This is a genomic window from Gordonia jinhuaensis (assembly GCF_014639795.1).
Taxonomy (GTDB): domain Bacteria; phylum Actinomycetota; class Actinomycetes; order Mycobacteriales; family Mycobacteriaceae; genus Gordonia_B; species Gordonia_B jinhuaensis.
Map to the genome: position 1 here is coordinate 49,860 of NZ_BMGC01000022.1, position 15,976 is coordinate 65,835.

Here is a 15,976-nt window from a genome sequence, read left to right on the forward strand (position 1 = left end):
GTTGAGACAGACGCGACCAGTTCGTGGGGGCGGGTGGACAGACGCGGCCAGTTTTGACGGATGCGACCAGTTTTGGCGTACGCATCCTTTGCAATGGTTGCGTGTGTGGGAAGTGGTCGCGTTCAGACAAACGCAACCAGTTCGTGGGGCCGGGGTGGACAGACGCAACCAGTTCTGCACGACCAGTTCGCTCACTCGTCGCCGACCGGATCGCTCGCGGCGCGTTGGGTTCGTCGGTAGAGCCAGCCGATCAGGAGGACGAAGACGAACAAGCCCAGGAGTTGGGCCCAGTTGCTGTTCCAGCCGTCGCCGACCACCGACAGCGGCTCTTCCTTACCGGTGCCCGCCACCACCGCGGCGAAGAACACGCCGTACATACTCTCGCCGACGATCAGGCCGGTGGCCAGCAGGATGCCCAGTCGCTTCTTGCGTTCGCGGGTGCGGTCATCGGCCGACGAGCGGGCGGCCCAGCGGTTGTAGTAGGCGCCGATGAACGCACCGATCGGGATGACCAGCGTCAGCGACATCGGCAGATACATCCCCATCCCGACCGCCAGGGGTGGGAGCCGGATGCGGTTGGCGGTGGCCTTGCCGAGGACCTCGTCGACGATGATCACACCGATTCCGATGAGCGCGCCGAGCCCGATCAGCGCCCAATCCAGCGACCCACCGAACACGCCTTTGACCAGCGACGAGATGAGCGCGGCCTGTGGTGCGGCCAGTGCATCACTCTTGGCCCCGGGGGCGCCCTCGAATCCGAAGGCGTTCTGCATGAGTTCGAGCACCGGCGGGATCACCAGCGAACCGAAGACCACGCCGATGAGCAGGGCAACCTGCTGTTTCCACGGCGTGGACCCGACCAGTTGGCCGGTCTTGAGGTCCTGCAGGTTGTCGTTGGAGATGGTCGCGACCCCGAAGACCACCGCAGAGGTGAACAGCGTGTAGGCGATCAGCGCCGCGGACTGATCGGTGTCGGCATGGCCGTAGACCACTTTCAGCAGCAGCGCGGCGGCGATCGCGACCAGGATGCCGACTCCGGAGATCGGGCTGTTGGAGGAGCCGATGAGCCCGGCCATGTATCCGCAGACCGCCGCGACGATGAGGCCGATGATCAAAATGAACGCGATGCAGACGGTGATGAGCAACGGTTCGGAATCGGCGAGTGCGGTGTCGTGGAGGAAATCCCACAGCAGCCAGCCGATCGGGATCATCAACAGCAGCACCACGATCCCGACGATCTGGATCGGGATGTCGCGTTCGGTGACGTCCACGGTGTGCCCGGAGCGTCGTTCGCGCGCCGAGGCCGCCGCCTCGACCATGCCGGACAGGATCGGCCCCAGGATCTTGACCAGCGTCCAGACGGCCGCGACCGCGATCGCACCGGCGCCGACGAATCGGACGTCGGAGGAGAACACGCTGTCGACGGCGTCGGTGATGTCGCCGGTACCGGGGATATGCCCGGAGCTGCGGATGGGAAGGATGATGAAATAGGCGATCACCAGGCCGACCAGCATCGCCACGCCGACGGTGACACCGACCAGATGCCCCACACCGATGAGGGCCAGGGACAGACTCGCACCCAGCAACGTACCGCCGGAACCGATGCGCACCGCCGCCGACAGTGAGTTGCTGATGACCTTCATCGACGACAGCAGGCTGAACAGTGCTGCGGCGATCGAGGCGGTGGTGATGGTGCGCAGGCCGGTCTTGTTGTCGGCTGCGCCTTCTCCGGTCTCGCCGACCTTGAGGACTTCCGCGGCAGCCACACCCTCGGGATAGGGCAGATCCGACCCGGTGACCAGTGCGCGCCGCAACGGGATCGAGTACATGACGCCCAGTGCGCCGCCGAATGCGCAGACGCCCACGGTGATCCAGTACGGGAACCCGGTCCACCAACCGACCATGATCAGGCCGGGGAGTACGAAGATGATCGCCGACAGCGTTCCCGCCGCAGAGGCGATGGTCTGCACGATGTTGTTCTCGCGGATGGAATGATTGGCGAAATAGCGCAGAACGGCCATCGAGATCACGGCGGCCGGAATCGAGGTGGCGAAGGTCAGTCCCACCTTGAGCCCCAGATACACGTTGGCGGCGGTGAACACCAGGGTGATCAGGCCGCCGAGGATGATCCCGCGGACGGTCAGCTCTCGCATCCCGGACGGTTGACGCGTGGGCGTTTCGGTGGAACCCGTTGTGGACAACCGCGCACTCCTGCCTGACATCACCTTCGTGGCACGACCAGATCGGTCCGCACGCGCAACCGATGCGTCAACTGTAGGAGCAGATCGGTGTTGGTGGAAGGAGTCCGTACGTTATGCCGGACTAGCGAATCGGTGCCGATTCACCGAATCGTTCTGTGCGGATACGGCCGGGGTCATGCCCGGCGCCGATCATCGCCGCGGCGCAGAACTCCACGAACTGGTTCGTGCCGCAGATGAATACAGTCGGATCGTCGGCAGCGGGAATCGTTGCGGCCGAGACCTCCTCGGCGACCAGTCGCGCCGCCGCCCGATCCGATCCGCCGCCCGGTCGGGTGAACATGATGTCCACGGGAAGGCGCCGGTGATCGGTGAGAAGCGCGAACTCGTCTCGGAAATAGACCCGTTCGGGCGATCTGACCGAATACAACAGCCGGAAGGGCGTAGCCGGTGCAAGCACCTCACGCGTGCGGATCATCGACATCAGCGGGGCGACACCGGAGCCGCCGGCGATCAGCTGTACCGGGTGCGGATCGGCGGCATCCCAGGTAAACCAGCCGCCGTTGGGGCCGAAGATCTCCAGTGGATCGCCCGGCTCCACGACGTCGACCAGATAGGGCGACACCTCACCGTCGGCGAGGGCCTCGACGGTGATCTCGGCGATACCCGGTTCGCGGACATCCGACAGCGAATACGTCCGCGCCGTGGAGTAGCCGTCCTCGGCCGTCAGACGGATGTCGATGTGCTGGCCTGGTAGTGCGCGAAATGGTTGCGAGAGTGCCAGACTCAGGGTCCGTGCGGTCGGGGTCTGCATCGTCGAGGACACCACCGTGGTGAGCTGCCATTGGCTCATCCCCACCTCCTTCACACGTGACTGCCTCGTATGCGGCTCGACTCGTCAGGAGTAGCGCTGTTCGAGCCACGGGTCGCCGTACATGTGATAGCCGTGGCTCTCCCAGAATCCGGGGGTGTCACCGGGCATGAGACGCAGGCGCCGAACCCATTTGGCGCTCTTCCAGAAGTAGAGGTGCGGGACGAGCAGTCGCACCGGGCCGCCGTGTTCGGCTGCCAGCGGCTCGCCGTCGTAGGTGTCGACCAGCCACGCCTGTCCGTGCAGGAGATCGCGGATGGGGAGGTTGGTGGTGTAGCCGCCGTAGCAGTGGGCCATCAGATATCCCTGCTCAGCGGAGGTGTCGGTGTCGGTGTCGACCATCCCGTCGAGGACCACGTCCATCGACACCCCGCGCCAGCGCGTGTCGAACTTCGACCAGCGGGTGACGCAATGGATGTCGGTGGTGATGTCGGTGTGCGGCAGTGCGGTGAAGTCATCCCAGCGGTAACTGCGGAGCGGGCCGCCGGTCGGCTGGACGGTTAGCCGCCAGTCCGACAGCGCGATGTCGGGGGTGGGTTCGGCCGAGAGGACGGGGAAGTCGAACGTGCGGTATTGACCGGGTGGCAGCTTGACGCCGCTGCGGTCGGGTCGTCCGACGAACCCGCGGTTGACGATGGCCATGGCGTCCATCATGCCCGGGCAACCGGTGCCCCCGCATGGGGCTCGGGGGCACCGGTGTTCTGCTCGGCGCTGAGCAGCCGTAGTCGGGGCAGCCGTACTCGCCGCCGCCGTCCGGGTTTCGAGCGCCGGATATCAGGGGGTGTTCAGAGGGTGCAGAGTGGCGAGTAGTCGCTGCGGCTGCCGGTGATCGGGGAGATCAGGAAGGTGCACGAGTTGAAGCCCAGCTTCTCGATCTGTGTGCGCAGCTTCAGGTACTCCGAGGTGGGCACCACCTTCTGGCGCGAGAGCAGGAAGCCCGACAGTCGGTAGGGATCCCCCACGATCGCGTACTGGTACGGATCGTCGGGCGTCGTGCCGTCGGCGACCCAGGCGACGATGTAGTTGGGGAACTTCCCGGCGTTGATGGTGTTGGGGACACCCGGGAACGTCACGGCGAGTTGGGCGTTGGTCTTCGTGTCGACCACCTCGGCCTGGCCCTTGATGCCGTCGGGTTCTCCGGTGAACGAGGTGCACTTGTTGTCCACGCCGACAGTCGTCGGATTGATGAGCGTGTAGGTGGCGTTGGTGTCCTTCGCGCAGCGGATGCCGTAGAACGACGGAACCGTCGCCAGCTGCCACCACGTGCCCAGATACCGGTCGACGTCGAGATGTGCCACCGGCTTGAGCTGATCAGGCAGCGAGGAACCGGCCGCCGCGGCCGGTCCGGTCCCGACGACCAGCGAGAGCACGGCGGCCAGCGTCGCGGTCATCGCCCCGATCCAGGTGGTCCGGCGCGTAGCCCGCGGGCGGTGCCGGATCTGGGGCTGCCGAGTCGCAACGGTGCGGGTCGGCCCAGCCGGGGGTGTGAGCGGCTGTGTCGTTGCGGTCGATCGGGGAGCGCGCACGGGTGGATCCCTTCGTCTGAGGATGCCGGCAACCGTCTGAGGATGTCGACAACAGCAGTTCGGCACCGGCTCCCCGACGGATGGGTGGGAGGTCTCGGGAGATGGTCGGCGGTGCGCACGCCGCAACCCCGAGATGCCGTTACCGCGGCGCTATGCAGGTGACAGTCGCGACACCTCGGCGGCGAAGCCGATGTTGTCGGTGAGCGCGGTGTCCTCACGCTCATAGGCGTCCGAGGCCACCGTCCAGTCCAGATGCCGCAGCATGTGGTGCACCACCGTCGCCGATTCGAGGTAGGCGAAGTGCATGCCGATGCACATGTGCGCACCACCGCCGAAGGGCATCCACGCCATGCGATGACGCGTCGTGTCGCCGTCGAAGCGGTCGGGCAGGAACGAGTCGGGATCGGGCCAGATCTCGGGTAGCCGGTGGTTGCTTCCGGTCACCACCACCACGAAGGTGCCCTTCGGGATGAAGTGCCCGCCCAGTTCGGTGTCCTTCACCGCCGCTCGAGGGATGACCGGAACCGGCGGCCGCAGTCGCACAGCCTCCTTGAACACCGAGTCCATCGCGGCCGATTCGCGAAGTTCGGCCGCACTGGGCGCATCGCTCAAGGAAAATGCCTGCGCGCGAACGCGTTCCCGCCACTGTGGGTGTCGGCCCAGCTGATAGGTCATCGACGTCATCGCAATCGTCGCGGTGTCATGCGCGGCGAAGAGCATGAACCGCATGTGGTCGACGATCTGCGCGTCGCTCAGTTGCCGGCCATCGGCCTCGCATGCCTGACACAGCGCAGACATCAGGTCGGTACCGGGTTCTCGTCTGCGACGTGGGATCAGCTCGGCGAACATCTCGTCGACGACGCGACGCGCGTGGCGGCCCCGGAAGTGGGCGGTACCGGGAATCGGAAGCCGGACCAGCGCACCGCCGGCCTCGATGAGCTCGACGAAGGCCCGGTTCAGCCGGTCCGCCTCCGGCTGCGGCAGCCGTTCACCGACGAAGATGTCCAATGCGACATCAAGTGCCAGGGCTTTGAGTTCGGCTCGCATGTCGACCCCGCTGCCGGTACCGAAGCCGGCCACCCGGGACCGAATGAGGTCGTTGAGCCGTTGCTGGTAGCCATCCAATCGGGCTGCGGTGAACGCCTGCTGCATGAGTCTGCGATGGCGCCTGTGGTCCGGGGCGTCCATGAGCAGTATCCCGCGTTCGAAGACCGAGCCCAAGGCGAATCCGTACACCGGGCCGTTGGCATAGGCGCGGTCGGCGTCGCGGAGCAGCTCGGCGGCGGCATCGGGGCCTTGTGCGATGACGATGTCGCGACCGAGAGCCGACACGAAGGAGATGTCGCCGACGCGTGCCCGCAGGGATGTGGCCAGGCGTGCCGGATCGGAGCGAAGCTGTCTGGCAGCGCTCATCGGGAGCCCGCGCGGCCCCATGACGGGGCGTAGGGTCGACGACGAGTCGGGGTGGGCGAGTACGCGCAGACGCATCGGGAATTCCTGTCGTTGTGTGAGCTCGGAGAGGGCTGATCACATGCGGGTCTTGGTTGTCGACGACGATCCGCATGCCGCCGAGACCATCAAGCGGGTTCTGGTGAGTGACGGTTGGAATGTGGTCGTCGCCCACGACGGGGCCCTGGGGCTGCAGCGAGCAGTGGACGAAGACTTCGACGCAGTGGTCCTCGACGTCATGCTGCCGCGGCTCAACGGCTACGAAGTGGTTCGGGAGCTGCGCAAACGATCGTTGTGGGTGCCGGTGGTGATGTTGTCGGCAAAAGACGGCGAGTACGACCAAGCCGAAGCGCTCGACTTCGGTGCCGACGACTATCTGCTCAAGCCGTTTTCGGTGGTCGTTCTCAAAGCGCACCTTCGTGCGGTCGTCCGTCGAGGATCTCGGGAGCGTCCGGTGGTGATGACGGCAGGATCGCTGAGTCTCGACCCGGCTCGCCGCGTGGTGACACGAGCCGAGACCGTGATCGAGCTGACGCCCAGAGAGTTCGCGATCCTGGAACTGCTGATCCGCAACAAGGATGACGTGGTGTCCAAACGTCATATCCTCCAATCGATCTGGGACGAGAACTATGCCGGTGATGGCAACATCGTCGAGGTGTACGTGGGCTATCTGCGCAAACGCATCGACGCTCCGTTCGGCGTGGTGTCGATCGAGACCGTCTGCGGTGCGGGATACCGGCTCCGCGAAGTGTGAGGTGGCGCGGTACCGATCGCCAGCGGCACCACCAACTCCACCCGCGCTCCGGGACCGCCCTCACCGACGCGCACATCGCCGCGGTGTGCCCGGGCGATCTCGCGTGCAATGGCCAGTCCCAGACCGGTTCCGGTGACATCGCGGCGGTCGGAGTCGAGTCGGGCGAACCGGTCGAACACCCGCTCCCGCTGATCCGCCGGGATGCCGGCGCCGTTGTCGTCGACGGTGATGACAGCGTGATCCTCATCGGTGGTCATGGTCAGCCATATCGTCGAGCGCGTGTGACGGGCTGCGTTGTCGGTGAGATTGCGCAGTGCCCGGGTCAGCATGTCGGCGTCGCCGGTGACCTGTATGGGCTGCAGCCGCGCCCGCACGTCGAGATCGCGGCGGCTTCGCAGACGCGTGAGTTCGCTCTCGACGATGGCGTCGAGGTCGACGGTGGTGGTGCGCAAGGACAACCCCCTCTCGTCGGCGCGCGAGCAGCAGCAGGTCATCGACCATGCGCTGCATCCGCTGCGCCTCGGGTAGCAGGATCGTGCGAACTGTCCGCAGATCCACGTCGCGGTCGACATCAGTGGCGAGGTCGAGTAATCCGACGACCGTGGTCAGCGGGCTGCGCAGCTCATGAGAAGCATCGGCGACGAAGCGAAGCTGGGCGTCTCGGCTCGTCTGTAACCGGTCGAGCATGTCGTTCATCATCGTGGCCAGTGTGTGGATCTCGTCGGTGGCGGCGGGGACGGGGACACGGCGGTCGAGCTGGTCGCTGCCGATGTCGCCGACCTGTGTGGTGATCCGCGAGACGGGTCGAAGTGCGTTGCCCACCAGGAGGTATACGGCGGTGGCTGCCGCCGCCACGACCACCGGGAGCTCGATCGCGATGATCATGGCGGTGGTCCACTCCGTGCCGCGTATGCCGTCGGCCCGGTCGAGGGCGACCACGGTGAACCGCTGGCCCTGGTGAGTCGCAGAGCGGACCGACGCGGAGAACTCACCGCTGTAGCCGGGCAGCCGGACGTCGTCGATGATCCGCTGCGGCTTGCCGGTCCCGTTGCTCGTGCCGCCCCGCTCAGATCGGCCCGTCTCGGGTCGCACGGCCGGAGTCGTCGGTGCGCCCGGTGAGGACGCCACCACCGTCCCCCGCTCGTCGAGAACCTGGGTGATGTCCACGCCTGCCCCCGGGGCCAGATCGTCTCGGTCGACGCCGCCGAGACCGGCTCGACCGAGCGCGGTCGCTATCTGGTAGGCCTGTCGGCCGGTCGCGCGATGCAGCGCCGAGGAATTGGAGTTGTGCAGCATCAACAGCATCGCTGCAGCCGCGACACCGAGGGCGACCGTGACGACCGCGGCGGCAAGAGCGGTGGACTTGCCCCGGACACCGAGCCGTATCCGTGGACGACGTTGCCACGGTGCTCGTGCGGTGTCCGGTGTGTCGATCGCCCGAGTGTAGGACGCTACCGGCACCTTCGACAGGGGCCGATCTCGGCGACGGCGGCCGATTTCAGCGGCCTTTCAGGTTCGCGGGTGCACCGTGAGTCATGACCTCGAATCCGGCATCGGCTGCCGAGACAGCGCGCTCACCTCGGGTGAGTTCGCCTCAGACGGTGGCCGGTCGGGTGCTGGTGCGAGCGCGGGAACGAGGGGTCGCGCTCGCATTCGGGGTACACGGAGCCAACATCGAGGACGTCTACGCATCTGCCGACGATGCGGGCATGCCGGTGATCGTGGCCAAACACGAGTTCGCGGCGGGGGCGATGGCCGACGGGGTCGCACGCCTGACCGGCACTCCGGGCATGGTGCTCACCACCTCCGGCGGCGGCGCGATGAATGTGATCCCCGCACTCGCGGAGGCTTATGACAGCAGGGTTCCGGTACTGGCGGTCATCGGGGCGCCGCCGACGGCTCTCACCGGTCACGGCGCATTCCAGGACATGCTGGTGCCACCCGACACCATCGATCTGCGGCAGCTGCTCCACGCCGTCACGGGCGCAACCGCGGTGGTCACACATCCCGAGGAACTCGACGGTGCGCTCGACGAGGCATTCGCGACACTGTCGCGTGATCGCCCCTTCGCCTTGGTCATCCCGAAAGATGTGCAGGCACAGCCTGTTCCGGTGGTCCACGGTCTGGAGTGCGCCGGGCAGCGGCGTTCGCGGCCCGAGGTGGCGGACGGTGGGGATGACATCGGCGATGGGCTGAGCTCACTGGCCGCGACTCTCGTCGATGCGGCGGAGGCCGGTCAACCGATCTGCATCTGGGTGGGGGAGGAGGTGTCGCGAACCCGCAGCGGTGCGCACGTGGTGGCGATCGCCGAGTGTCTCGGGGCGACACTGGTCGCCTCACCGGGAGGCGCCGATGCGGTCGAGGCCGTCGATCGCCACGCCGGGGTGACCGGGGTGATGGGTCATCCGTCGGCGCGCGAGGCCATCGCGGGGTCAGCGCACTGTGTGGCGATCGGGGTACGGATGACGGCCACCGACCGGGCGGGCAGTGACAAGGACCTCGAGGCAACCGATCTCGTTCACATCGGGATGTACCCACCGCGATTCGACTGCGCCTCGGTGTGTGTCGACTCGCTACCGGATGCGCTCGACGTGCTCGAGCGTGAGCTCCTCTCGCGGCGGAGCGCACCCTTTGCACGAGCCGATGTGGCTGTCCGGAGCAGCCGGACGGGGGAATCGACGGTCACGGTCACGCACGTCGACACTCCGGCGATCCGCGGCAAGAGCCACCTCTCGACGCCAGAGATCATGACTGTCATCAACGATGAACTACCCGCAGCAGCAGCAATATTCGCCGATGCCGGCAATGTCGGTGCCGCCGCCGTCCATCACCTGACGCCGGTGCAGACGGGGCGTTTCACGGTGGCGCTGGGGATGGGTGGAATGGGATACGCGATCGCCGCAGCGATCGGCGTAGCGCTCGCACGGACGTCCTCACGGACCGTGGTCATCGCCGGGGACGGCGCGTTCTTCATGCATGGGATGGAGATGCACACGGCCGTGGAGTACGGCGCGGATGTGACCCTGATTGTGTTGAACAACAACGCACATGGGATGTGCGTGACCCGAGAGAGTCGCTATTTCCCGGACACCGAGGTTCGCAACAGATTCCGCTCGACCGACATCGCTGGTGGACTGGCCGCCATGTTCGCCGAACTCGATGTGCGGCACCCAGCGACGGTGGACGAGCTTCGCGGCGACTGTGCGGAGCTGTTCGCCACCCGAGGACCCAACTGCATCGTCGTTGACTGTCACAGCGACGAGGTGCCTCCGTTCCTGCCGTTTCTCTGACGGTTCACCTCACCGGGCGCCCATAGCGTCGCCACCGGATCGGTACCTATGGCCGACCGACGAAAGGACTGCGATGACAACACTGCCGACACCGCTGGAGGACATCGGTGAGCACGTGACCGACCTGGCCGGGCTGACCCGGATCGAGACCCACCCGCGACCGGTGGCCACTCCGATCATCGTCGACATGCTGCGGTCGGTGTATCCGCACGACCAGGTCTACGGAGACTTCTGCCCGGTGCAGGGATTCGTGGATGCGCCGCCGCGCGAATTGTTCAACTGGCTGTCCCACACCAGATCTCTCGAAGAGTGGACCTACAGTCTGCGCGGGTTCGAGGAGACGTCAGAGCCCGGCCTGTGGGTTGCCGAGGACAGGCTCGGCGACGCGACGAAGATCTACACGCGTACCGTCAGCAACCCCGAGGCGATGACCGTCGATTACCACTGTGCGTGGGATCAGGGCGCTCACCTGTGGATGATCTACCTGATGCGGGTGGTCGACGCGAACGTCGTTCTCGACAAACCGGGTTCGGTGGTGCTGTGGAACAACTGCCACCACCCGTTCTACGACCGCAACCCGTATCCCGAGACCGCCCCGGCGGAGCGCCCGGTGTGGGTGGGCGACTTCTGGGAGATGTTCTCGGCCGGTCACCGTCTCGAACTCGCCAACCTGACCGCGATCGCCGAATACCGGCACCGCAACGGACTCCCGCTGACTCCCGAATGGATGAGCTGATGACGACCACTGTGGAAAACATGAAGGAGCACAACGCAATCCTGCGCGATGTGGCAGGTTATCTGCCCGACGAACGCGTCTCGGCGGACTACTTCGCGGCACTGGTGGACGACGAGAATCTGGCGGGAAATGTGATGTTCGCGGCGCCGGCATACCGCCACCACGCTGCCGGCGGCGAGACCTCGGCCGACATGATGCTCTCGGCGGCAAGGGTTCTCACCGACAGGCACGGGTCGGACTACTTTGACGACGTGTCCGTGGTGCTCACACACAGTCAGTTGCCCGAGGTGCCGGTACGCGGCTGCGGCGGCGAGGTGGCCGACCGTCTGGGCCTGCGCCCGGAGACCGTACTCGACGTCCACAACGGCGGGTGCGCGGCGTTCGCGCACATGATCGCCATCGCCACCGCCTTGCTGCGTGCGGCCGGCGGTGGCACCGCACTGCTGGGTCTGGCACAGAACAGCGCGTCGCAGATCTTCATGCAGGATCAGGTGCGCGGTAAGGCGCAGGCCGCCATCCCCGGCGACGGAGCTGCGGCCGCACTCGTCGCGCTCGACGGCGCGGGATCGCCGGTATTGGGTGTGGCCACACGGTCATTCGGCGAGTACTCGGCCGACATGACCGCGGTGTCGGCTCCGACGCGCAAGTACTGGGAGGCCGGCACCGGTCAGATCCACATCGGGTTCACCCAGGCGAAGATCGCCAAGGTGCTCGCCCGCGGCAATCGGATGGTGCCCGCGGTGGCGATGGAGGTCGCCGATTCGATCGGTATCGCACCGCGCGATCTCGACTGGTTGGTCACCAACCAGCCCAACCGCACTGCACCGCGGCAGGGTATCGGGTGGTGGCTGCGGACAAGAAGGCCGCCGCGGCGAGGGCGCGCCTTCCTGCGCAACTGGCGTGATGCCCTGGAACTCCCGGAGTCCCGCCACCCCGACACTTTCGACGAGTGCGGGAACCTCTTCGCGGTTGGTGTTCCGCTCACACTGGATGCAGCGGTGAGCGACGGTCGTATCCACGACGGCGACGTGGTGATGACGTCGGCATTCGCCCACGCCGGCGATTTCGCAGCGGCGGCAGCGCTGCGGTGGGGCGGGCGCCGATGACTCTCGACCACGCCTGGCTGCCCGGATTGCGCGGGCGCGGGCGCTTGAACCTGAACGAATCCGCCTACGGTCCACTGCCTGAGGTGGCCCGCGAATTGCGCGCACAGATGAGCGAGGTCAACCGGTACCCGGAGTTCCTTCCCGACCGCACCAGGTCGGTGGTGGCAACTCACCTCGGCGTCGACGACGAGTCGGTGAGCGTCGGCGCCGGCGCGACGGGGGTCATCACGCAGGCGTTGCAGGATGCCGCCCGACGGGGGCTCGACGCCGGGATCGTCGATCCGGTGATGGTGACTGCGATACCGACCTTTGACGGCTATCCGATCATCGCGACGATGCTCGGGCTGCGATTTCGCGGCATGCCACTCGATCCGGCCGGACGCGTTGTTCTCGGCGACCTGCGTGCAGCGGTCACCGCCGACACCGTCGCCGTGGTGATCTGTTCGCCGCACAACCCCACCGGGACGGTGGTCGACGAGCAGGAGCTGCACGACTTCATCGACGACCTTCCCGAGCATGTGATCGTGGTACTCGACGAGGCGTACATCGAGTTCGCCGAACGACCACCCGACCTCATGCGCCTGATCGGAACGCATGAGCGATTGCTGGTGATCCGTACGTTCAGCAAGGCATATGGCCTCGCGGCGCTGCGCGTGGGATACGGCGTCGGCGCGCAGCGGCTGGTCGGGCGGGTACGCGAGTTCGAGATGCCGTTCTCGGTGGGTCCGCTGGCTGCGGCCGCCGTTCCGCTGTGTCTGTCACGGCAGGACGAACTCACCCGGCGAGTGAACGCGATGAGAACCGAGCGCGCGAAAATGGCTGCGCTGCTGGCTGCGAGCTGGCGGGCGCCGGTTGCCGGTGAGGGCAACTTCCTGTTCGTCGGCGGACCCGCGGGCGTCGAACTCGGGTCCGTTCTCGCCTCCTGTGGCGTGCTGGTGAGGTCGTATCGTTCTGACGGGGTGCGCATCACCGTCGGCGACGACGCCGCGACCGCCGAGATCGGTGCGGTGCTGCACACGGTGACCGCGACGGTGTGAGCCTGAGCGCTGTCATACCGTTGTCCCATGGCGAAGACGGTGTTTCATCGATGGATTCACGACCCGGCGGTGTTTCCGCACCTCGTGAGTCTGTATCCGCCGCTGCTGGGCTCGGGGATCCGGGTGCCGCGGGTGAGCCGGGACTGGACCGAGGGCACGGTGACCATGCGGGTGCGTCCGTGGACGGCCAACGCCCACGGCGCGGCCTTCGGTGGATCGCTGTTCTCGGCGACCGACATCCTCTACGGGATGATGCTCGCGGCGCAGCTCGGGAAGGGTTTCGAGGTGTGGACGAAGACGGCGTCGATCGACTTCGTCAACCCCGGCCGGGGCAAACTGACCCTGCGCGTGCAGGTCACCCCCGAGGAGGTGGCCTCGATCCGGGAGCGGGCGGCCCGTGAGGGCGGGCGCACCGACGCCCAGCACGTCGCGGTGATCGTCGACGAGTCGGGGGAGACGGTGGCGACCGCACACCACACCATGCGGGTGCGGATGCGCCGCTGAGGGACAGTCGCCGACCATGATCGCCATCCATCCCGAGCGGGCGCTGTTCGTGGCGTTCCTCGCCTTCGTGATCACCTTCGTGGTGACCCGCGTGATCACCAGGATGATCCGGGCCGGCAAGGGGCCGTTTCGCAACAACATCTCCGGTGGCGTGCACATCCACCACGCGGTACCGGGCATCATCCTCACGATCATCGGTGCGTTCACCGCACTCGCGGCGTCAGGGCGGACGCCGGCTACCGAGATCGCGGCGGTGATGGTCGGGGTGGGCGCGTCGCTCGTGCTCGACGAGTTCGCGCTGATCCTGCATCTGCAGGACGTGTACTGGGAGAAGCAGGGGCAGCTGTCGGTGCAGCTCGTCGCGCTGACGATGGCACTGCTCGGCCTCACCTTGCTCGGGGCGACACCGTTCGACACCGACGACAACCGCAACGGCACACCGGCGTTCGTCATCACGTTGGTGGTGAACCTGGTTTTCCTGCTGATCTGCGTGCGGAAGGGCAAATATGTGACCGCGGCCGTCGGCGTGTTCGTGCCACTGGTCGGACTTATCGGGGCCATTCGGTTGGCCCGACCCACCTCCCGCTGGGCGCGTACGCATTACAGGGAGAAGAAGATGGCGCGGGCGGTGAAGCGGTCGAACATCATCGAGGCCCGATTCGGGCGCTGGGGGATGAGTCTGGAAGATCTGGTCGCGGGTAAGCCCACGGCTCAGGTTGGGTCTGCAGAGGCCGGCGACGACAAGACCGGCGACGAGACTGCAGCGCGGTAGCCTGTGCCGCAGCAAGTACGGATACCACTGAAAACGCCGGAACCGCGACGAACAGGATCTGCCGCAGATGGGCGACGCCACCGATGACCTGATCACCGACCTCGAGGCCGGGTTCGCGGATTTGATGCGGCAGGGCCGGATTCGTCTCCGCCGCCGCGCGCGTGCCGTCGATCCGCACCTGGACCCGTCGAGCTATCCACTCATCGCCCTGCTCGCCTACGAGGACGGGCCGATGCCGGTGTCGGCACTGGTCGCGCGACTCGGGCTGGAGAAGTCGACGGTGAGCAGGCAGATCGATTCGATCGTGCGGCTCGGGCTCGCCGAACGCCATCCCGACCCGCACGACGCCCGTGCCCGCCTGGTGTCACTGACCCCGGAGGGCCGCGCGCGCGTCGACTCCGTCTCGGCCGAGGCGGTTGCCGATTGGCGCGCGCGGTTGTCCGAATGGGATCCCGAGGACATCCGTACCCTGACCCGGCTGCTCAACCGGTTGATCGACGACGACGCCGAGTTCGAACCTGATCCTGCTTAAGCCGGGCACTCGACGTCGGGAATACCTCCGATAGTTGCGCGTTACAACTACAAGTTCGTATAGTTGCAACACTCAACCAGTTCGCTCGGACGTCCCCGTCCGGTCATCGACTGGTCACCCGCTGGGCACGGCCCATTCTGGCCGCGCTGTTCATCGCGCTCCCATCGCGGGATCGACTACCACTGCAGGAGGTTCTCCCATGTCCCAGTCCGTAGTGCGGGAGACTGCCCCCGCAGCGGGCACGCCGATGACGCACCGCCAGAAGCTCGAAGCGCTCGTCGGTCTGCTTCTCGGTATGTTCGTCGCGTTCCTCTCGTCGACGATCGTGTCGAATGCACTGCCGGTCATCATCACCGACCTGCACGGCACCCAGGGCCAGTACACCTGGGTGGTCACCGCGACGCTGCTCGCATCGACCGCCACCACCCCGATCTGGGGCAAGCTCTCTGACCTGGTGAGCAAGAAGATCCTGGTCCAGGCGTCGCTGACACTGTTCACCCTCGGTTCGATCCTCGCCGGACTCTCGCAGTCGGTGGGGATGCTGATCGGCTTCCGCGTGATCCAGGGTCTCGGCCTCGGCGGACTGCAGGCGCTCGTGGTGATCGTCATCGCCTCGATGTTCAGCCCGCGTGAACGCGGCCGCTACCAGGGCCCGATCGCCGCGGTGATGTCGATCGCGACCGTCGCCGGACCGCTGATCGGTAGGGTCATCGTCGACACCAGCTGGCTCGGCTGGCGCTGGACCTTCTACGTCTGCGTGCCGCTGGCCGTGATCGCTCTGCTGGTGATCCAGAAGACCCTGAACCTGCCGGTCGTGCGCAAGGACGTCCACATCGACTACCTCGGTGCCTTCCTCATCGCCGCCGGTGTGAGCACCCTGCTGATCTGGGTCACTCTTGCCGGTGACAGCTACGACTGGGTGTCGGGAGCGTCGTTCGGCCTGGTCGCACTGGGCATCGTGTTGCTGGCCGCGGCGGTGTTCGCCGAGTCGCGGGTGGCCGACCCGATCATCCCGCTGCGTCTGTTCCGCGACCGCACCACCGCATTGGCAACCATCGCCAGCGTGTCGGTGGGTGTCGCACTGTTCGGCGGTGCGGGGCGAGTTCAACCGGTCGATGCAACACCGGGCTACTGCAGGGAGCGTAGCTGCTCGGCGAAGACCTCGGCCGGGGTTCGCCAGCCGAGGACCTTGCGTGGCCTG

At 66.5% G+C, this 15,976-nt stretch carries 15 protein-coding genes and 1 pseudogene; 9 read left to right on the forward strand and 7 right to left on the reverse strand.

Going from position 1 to position 15,976, the window contains the following annotated elements:
• Positions 1–191: 191 nt before the first annotated feature.
• The 5 genes from IEW22_RS14040 to IEW22_RS14060 form a co-directional block, all read right to left on the reverse strand.
• The gene (locus tag IEW22_RS14040; protein ID WP_229742672.1) at positions 192–2,153 is read right to left on the reverse strand and encodes an OPT family oligopeptide transporter; all 1,962 of its coding nucleotides are present in this window, start codon (positions 2,151–2,153) and stop codon (positions 192–194) included.
• A 169-nt stretch (positions 2,154–2,322) separates the two neighbouring features.
• The gene (locus IEW22_RS14045; RefSeq protein ID WP_188587241.1) at positions 2,323–3,051 is read right to left on the reverse strand and encodes an FAD-binding oxidoreductase; all 729 of its coding nucleotides are present in this window, start codon (positions 3,049–3,051) and stop codon (positions 2,323–2,325) included.
• A 45-nt stretch (positions 3,052–3,096) separates the two neighbouring features.
• The gene (locus IEW22_RS14050) at positions 3,097–3,711 is read right to left on the reverse strand and encodes a molybdopterin-dependent oxidoreductase (RefSeq protein WP_188587242.1); all 615 of its coding nucleotides are present in this window, start codon (positions 3,709–3,711) and stop codon (positions 3,097–3,099) included.
• Positions 3,712–3,854: 143 nt separating this feature from the next.
• Positions 3,855–4,460, reverse strand: a complete 606-nt coding sequence (locus tag IEW22_RS14055) for a lipocalin family protein (RefSeq protein ID WP_188587243.1) — start codon at positions 4,458–4,460, stop codon at positions 3,855–3,857.
• 285 nt (positions 4,461–4,745) lie between these two features.
• Positions 4,746–6,083 carry a cytochrome P450 gene (locus tag IEW22_RS14060; protein ID WP_188587244.1) on the reverse strand — a complete coding sequence of 446 codons (1,338 nt, stop codon included), beginning with the start codon at positions 6,081–6,083 and terminating at the stop codon, positions 4,746–4,748.
• 43 nt (positions 6,084–6,126) lie between these two features.
• Here IEW22_RS14060 and IEW22_RS14065 point away from each other — a divergent pair, with 43 nt between their 5' ends.
• A complete protein-coding gene (locus IEW22_RS14065) occupies positions 6,127–6,798 on the forward strand; it encodes a response regulator transcription factor (RefSeq protein ID WP_188587245.1) in 672 nt (223 codons plus the stop codon).
• Here IEW22_RS14065 and IEW22_RS14070 read toward each other — a convergent pair.
• Both IEW22_RS14070 and IEW22_RS14075 read right to left on the reverse strand, forming a co-directional pair.
• The gene (locus tag IEW22_RS14070) at positions 6,711–7,127 is read right to left on the reverse strand and encodes a sensor histidine kinase (RefSeq protein ID WP_188587246.1); all 417 of its coding nucleotides are present in this window, start codon (positions 7,125–7,127) and stop codon (positions 6,711–6,713) included. The genes IEW22_RS14065 and IEW22_RS14070 overlap by 88 nt on opposite strands.
• Positions 7,042–8,259, reverse strand: a complete 1,218-nt coding sequence (locus IEW22_RS14075) for a sensor histidine kinase (protein ID WP_188587247.1) — start codon at positions 8,257–8,259, stop codon at positions 7,042–7,044. Before IEW22_RS14075 ends, IEW22_RS14070 begins: the two co-directional genes overlap by 86 nt.
• A gap of 74 nt (positions 8,260–8,333) precedes the next feature.
• On the opposite strand from IEW22_RS14075, the gene IEW22_RS14080 reads away from it, so the two are divergent.
• The 8 genes and pseudogenes from IEW22_RS14080 to IEW22_RS14115 all read left to right on the forward strand — a co-directional run.
• Positions 8,334–10,088 carry a thiamine pyrophosphate-binding protein gene (locus tag IEW22_RS14080; RefSeq protein WP_188587248.1) on the forward strand — a complete coding sequence of 585 codons (1,755 nt, stop codon included), beginning with the start codon at positions 8,334–8,336 and terminating at the stop codon, positions 10,086–10,088.
• 73 nt (positions 10,089–10,161) lie between these two features.
• The gene (locus IEW22_RS14085) at positions 10,162–10,824 is read left to right on the forward strand and encodes an SRPBCC family protein (protein ID WP_188587249.1); all 663 of its coding nucleotides are present in this window, start codon (positions 10,162–10,164) and stop codon (positions 10,822–10,824) included.
• On the forward strand, positions 10,824–11,930 hold the full coding sequence (locus IEW22_RS14090) for a 3-oxoacyl-ACP synthase III family protein (RefSeq protein ID WP_229742673.1): 1,107 nt from the start codon (positions 10,824–10,826) through the stop codon (positions 11,928–11,930). The genes IEW22_RS14085 and IEW22_RS14090 overlap by 1 nt, the downstream gene beginning before the upstream one ends.
• Positions 11,927–12,967 carry a pyridoxal phosphate-dependent aminotransferase gene (locus tag IEW22_RS14095; protein WP_188587251.1) on the forward strand — a complete coding sequence of 347 codons (1,041 nt, stop codon included), beginning with the start codon at positions 11,927–11,929 and terminating at the stop codon, positions 12,965–12,967. The genes IEW22_RS14090 and IEW22_RS14095 overlap by 4 nt, the downstream gene beginning before the upstream one ends.
• Before the next feature lie 27 nt (positions 12,968–12,994).
• Positions 12,995–13,471, forward strand: a complete 477-nt coding sequence (locus IEW22_RS14100) for a PaaI family thioesterase (RefSeq protein WP_188587252.1) — start codon at positions 12,995–12,997, stop codon at positions 13,469–13,471.
• 16 nt (positions 13,472–13,487) lie between these two features.
• Positions 13,488–14,243: a hypothetical protein gene (locus tag IEW22_RS14105; RefSeq protein WP_188587253.1), complete on the forward strand. Its 756-nt coding sequence runs from the start codon at positions 13,488–13,490 to the stop codon at positions 14,241–14,243.
• Between the two features lie 67 nt (positions 14,244–14,310).
• The gene (locus IEW22_RS14110) at positions 14,311–14,775 is read left to right on the forward strand and encodes a MarR family winged helix-turn-helix transcriptional regulator (protein ID WP_188587254.1); all 465 of its coding nucleotides are present in this window, start codon (positions 14,311–14,313) and stop codon (positions 14,773–14,775) included.
• Between the two features lie 247 nt (positions 14,776–15,022).
• Positions 15,023–15,871 (forward strand): annotated as a pseudogene (locus IEW22_RS14115) (MFS transporter); the annotation flags it as partial.
• Positions 15,872–15,976 lie beyond the last annotated feature (105 nt).

Coding starts and splice junctions, on each gene's coding strand:
- IEW22_RS14045 (WP_188587241.1), bottom strand. CDS start 3,051: ATGAGCCAATGGCAGCTCACCACGGTGGTGTCCTCGACGATGCAGACC.
- IEW22_RS14040 (WP_229742672.1), bottom strand. CDS start 2,153: ATGCGAGAGCTGACCGTCCGCGGGATCATCCTCGGCGGCCTGATCACC.
- IEW22_RS14100 (WP_188587252.1), top strand. CDS start 12,995: ATGGCGAAGACGGTGTTTCATCGATGGATTCACGACCCGGCGGTGTTT.
- IEW22_RS14110 (WP_188587254.1), top strand. CDS start 14,311: ATGGGCGACGCCACCGATGACCTGATCACCGACCTCGAGGCCGGGTTC.
- IEW22_RS14080 (WP_188587248.1), top strand. CDS start 8,334: ATGACCTCGAATCCGGCATCGGCTGCCGAGACAGCGCGCTCACCTCGG.
- IEW22_RS14070 (WP_188587246.1), bottom strand. CDS start 7,127: ATGCTGACCCGGGCACTGCGCAATCTCACCGACAACGCAGCCCGTCAC.
- IEW22_RS14050 (WP_188587242.1), bottom strand. CDS start 3,711: ATGGCCATCGTCAACCGCGGGTTCGTCGGACGACCCGACCGCAGCGGC.
- IEW22_RS14055 (WP_188587243.1), bottom strand. CDS start 4,460: ATGACCGCGACGCTGGCCGCCGTGCTCTCGCTGGTCGTCGGGACCGGA.
- IEW22_RS14065 (WP_188587245.1), top strand. CDS start 6,127: ATGCGGGTCTTGGTTGTCGACGACGATCCGCATGCCGCCGAGACCATC.
- IEW22_RS14085 (WP_188587249.1), top strand. CDS start 10,162: ATGACAACACTGCCGACACCGCTGGAGGACATCGGTGAGCACGTGACC.
- IEW22_RS14095 (WP_188587251.1), top strand. CDS start 11,927: ATGACTCTCGACCACGCCTGGCTGCCCGGATTGCGCGGGCGCGGGCGC.
- IEW22_RS14105 (WP_188587253.1), top strand. CDS start 13,488: ATGATCGCCATCCATCCCGAGCGGGCGCTGTTCGTGGCGTTCCTCGCC.
- IEW22_RS14060 (WP_188587244.1), bottom strand. CDS start 6,083: ATGCGTCTGCGCGTACTCGCCCACCCCGACTCGTCGTCGACCCTACGC.
- IEW22_RS14090 (WP_229742673.1), top strand. CDS start 10,824: ATGACGACCACTGTGGAAAACATGAAGGAGCACAACGCAATCCTGCGC.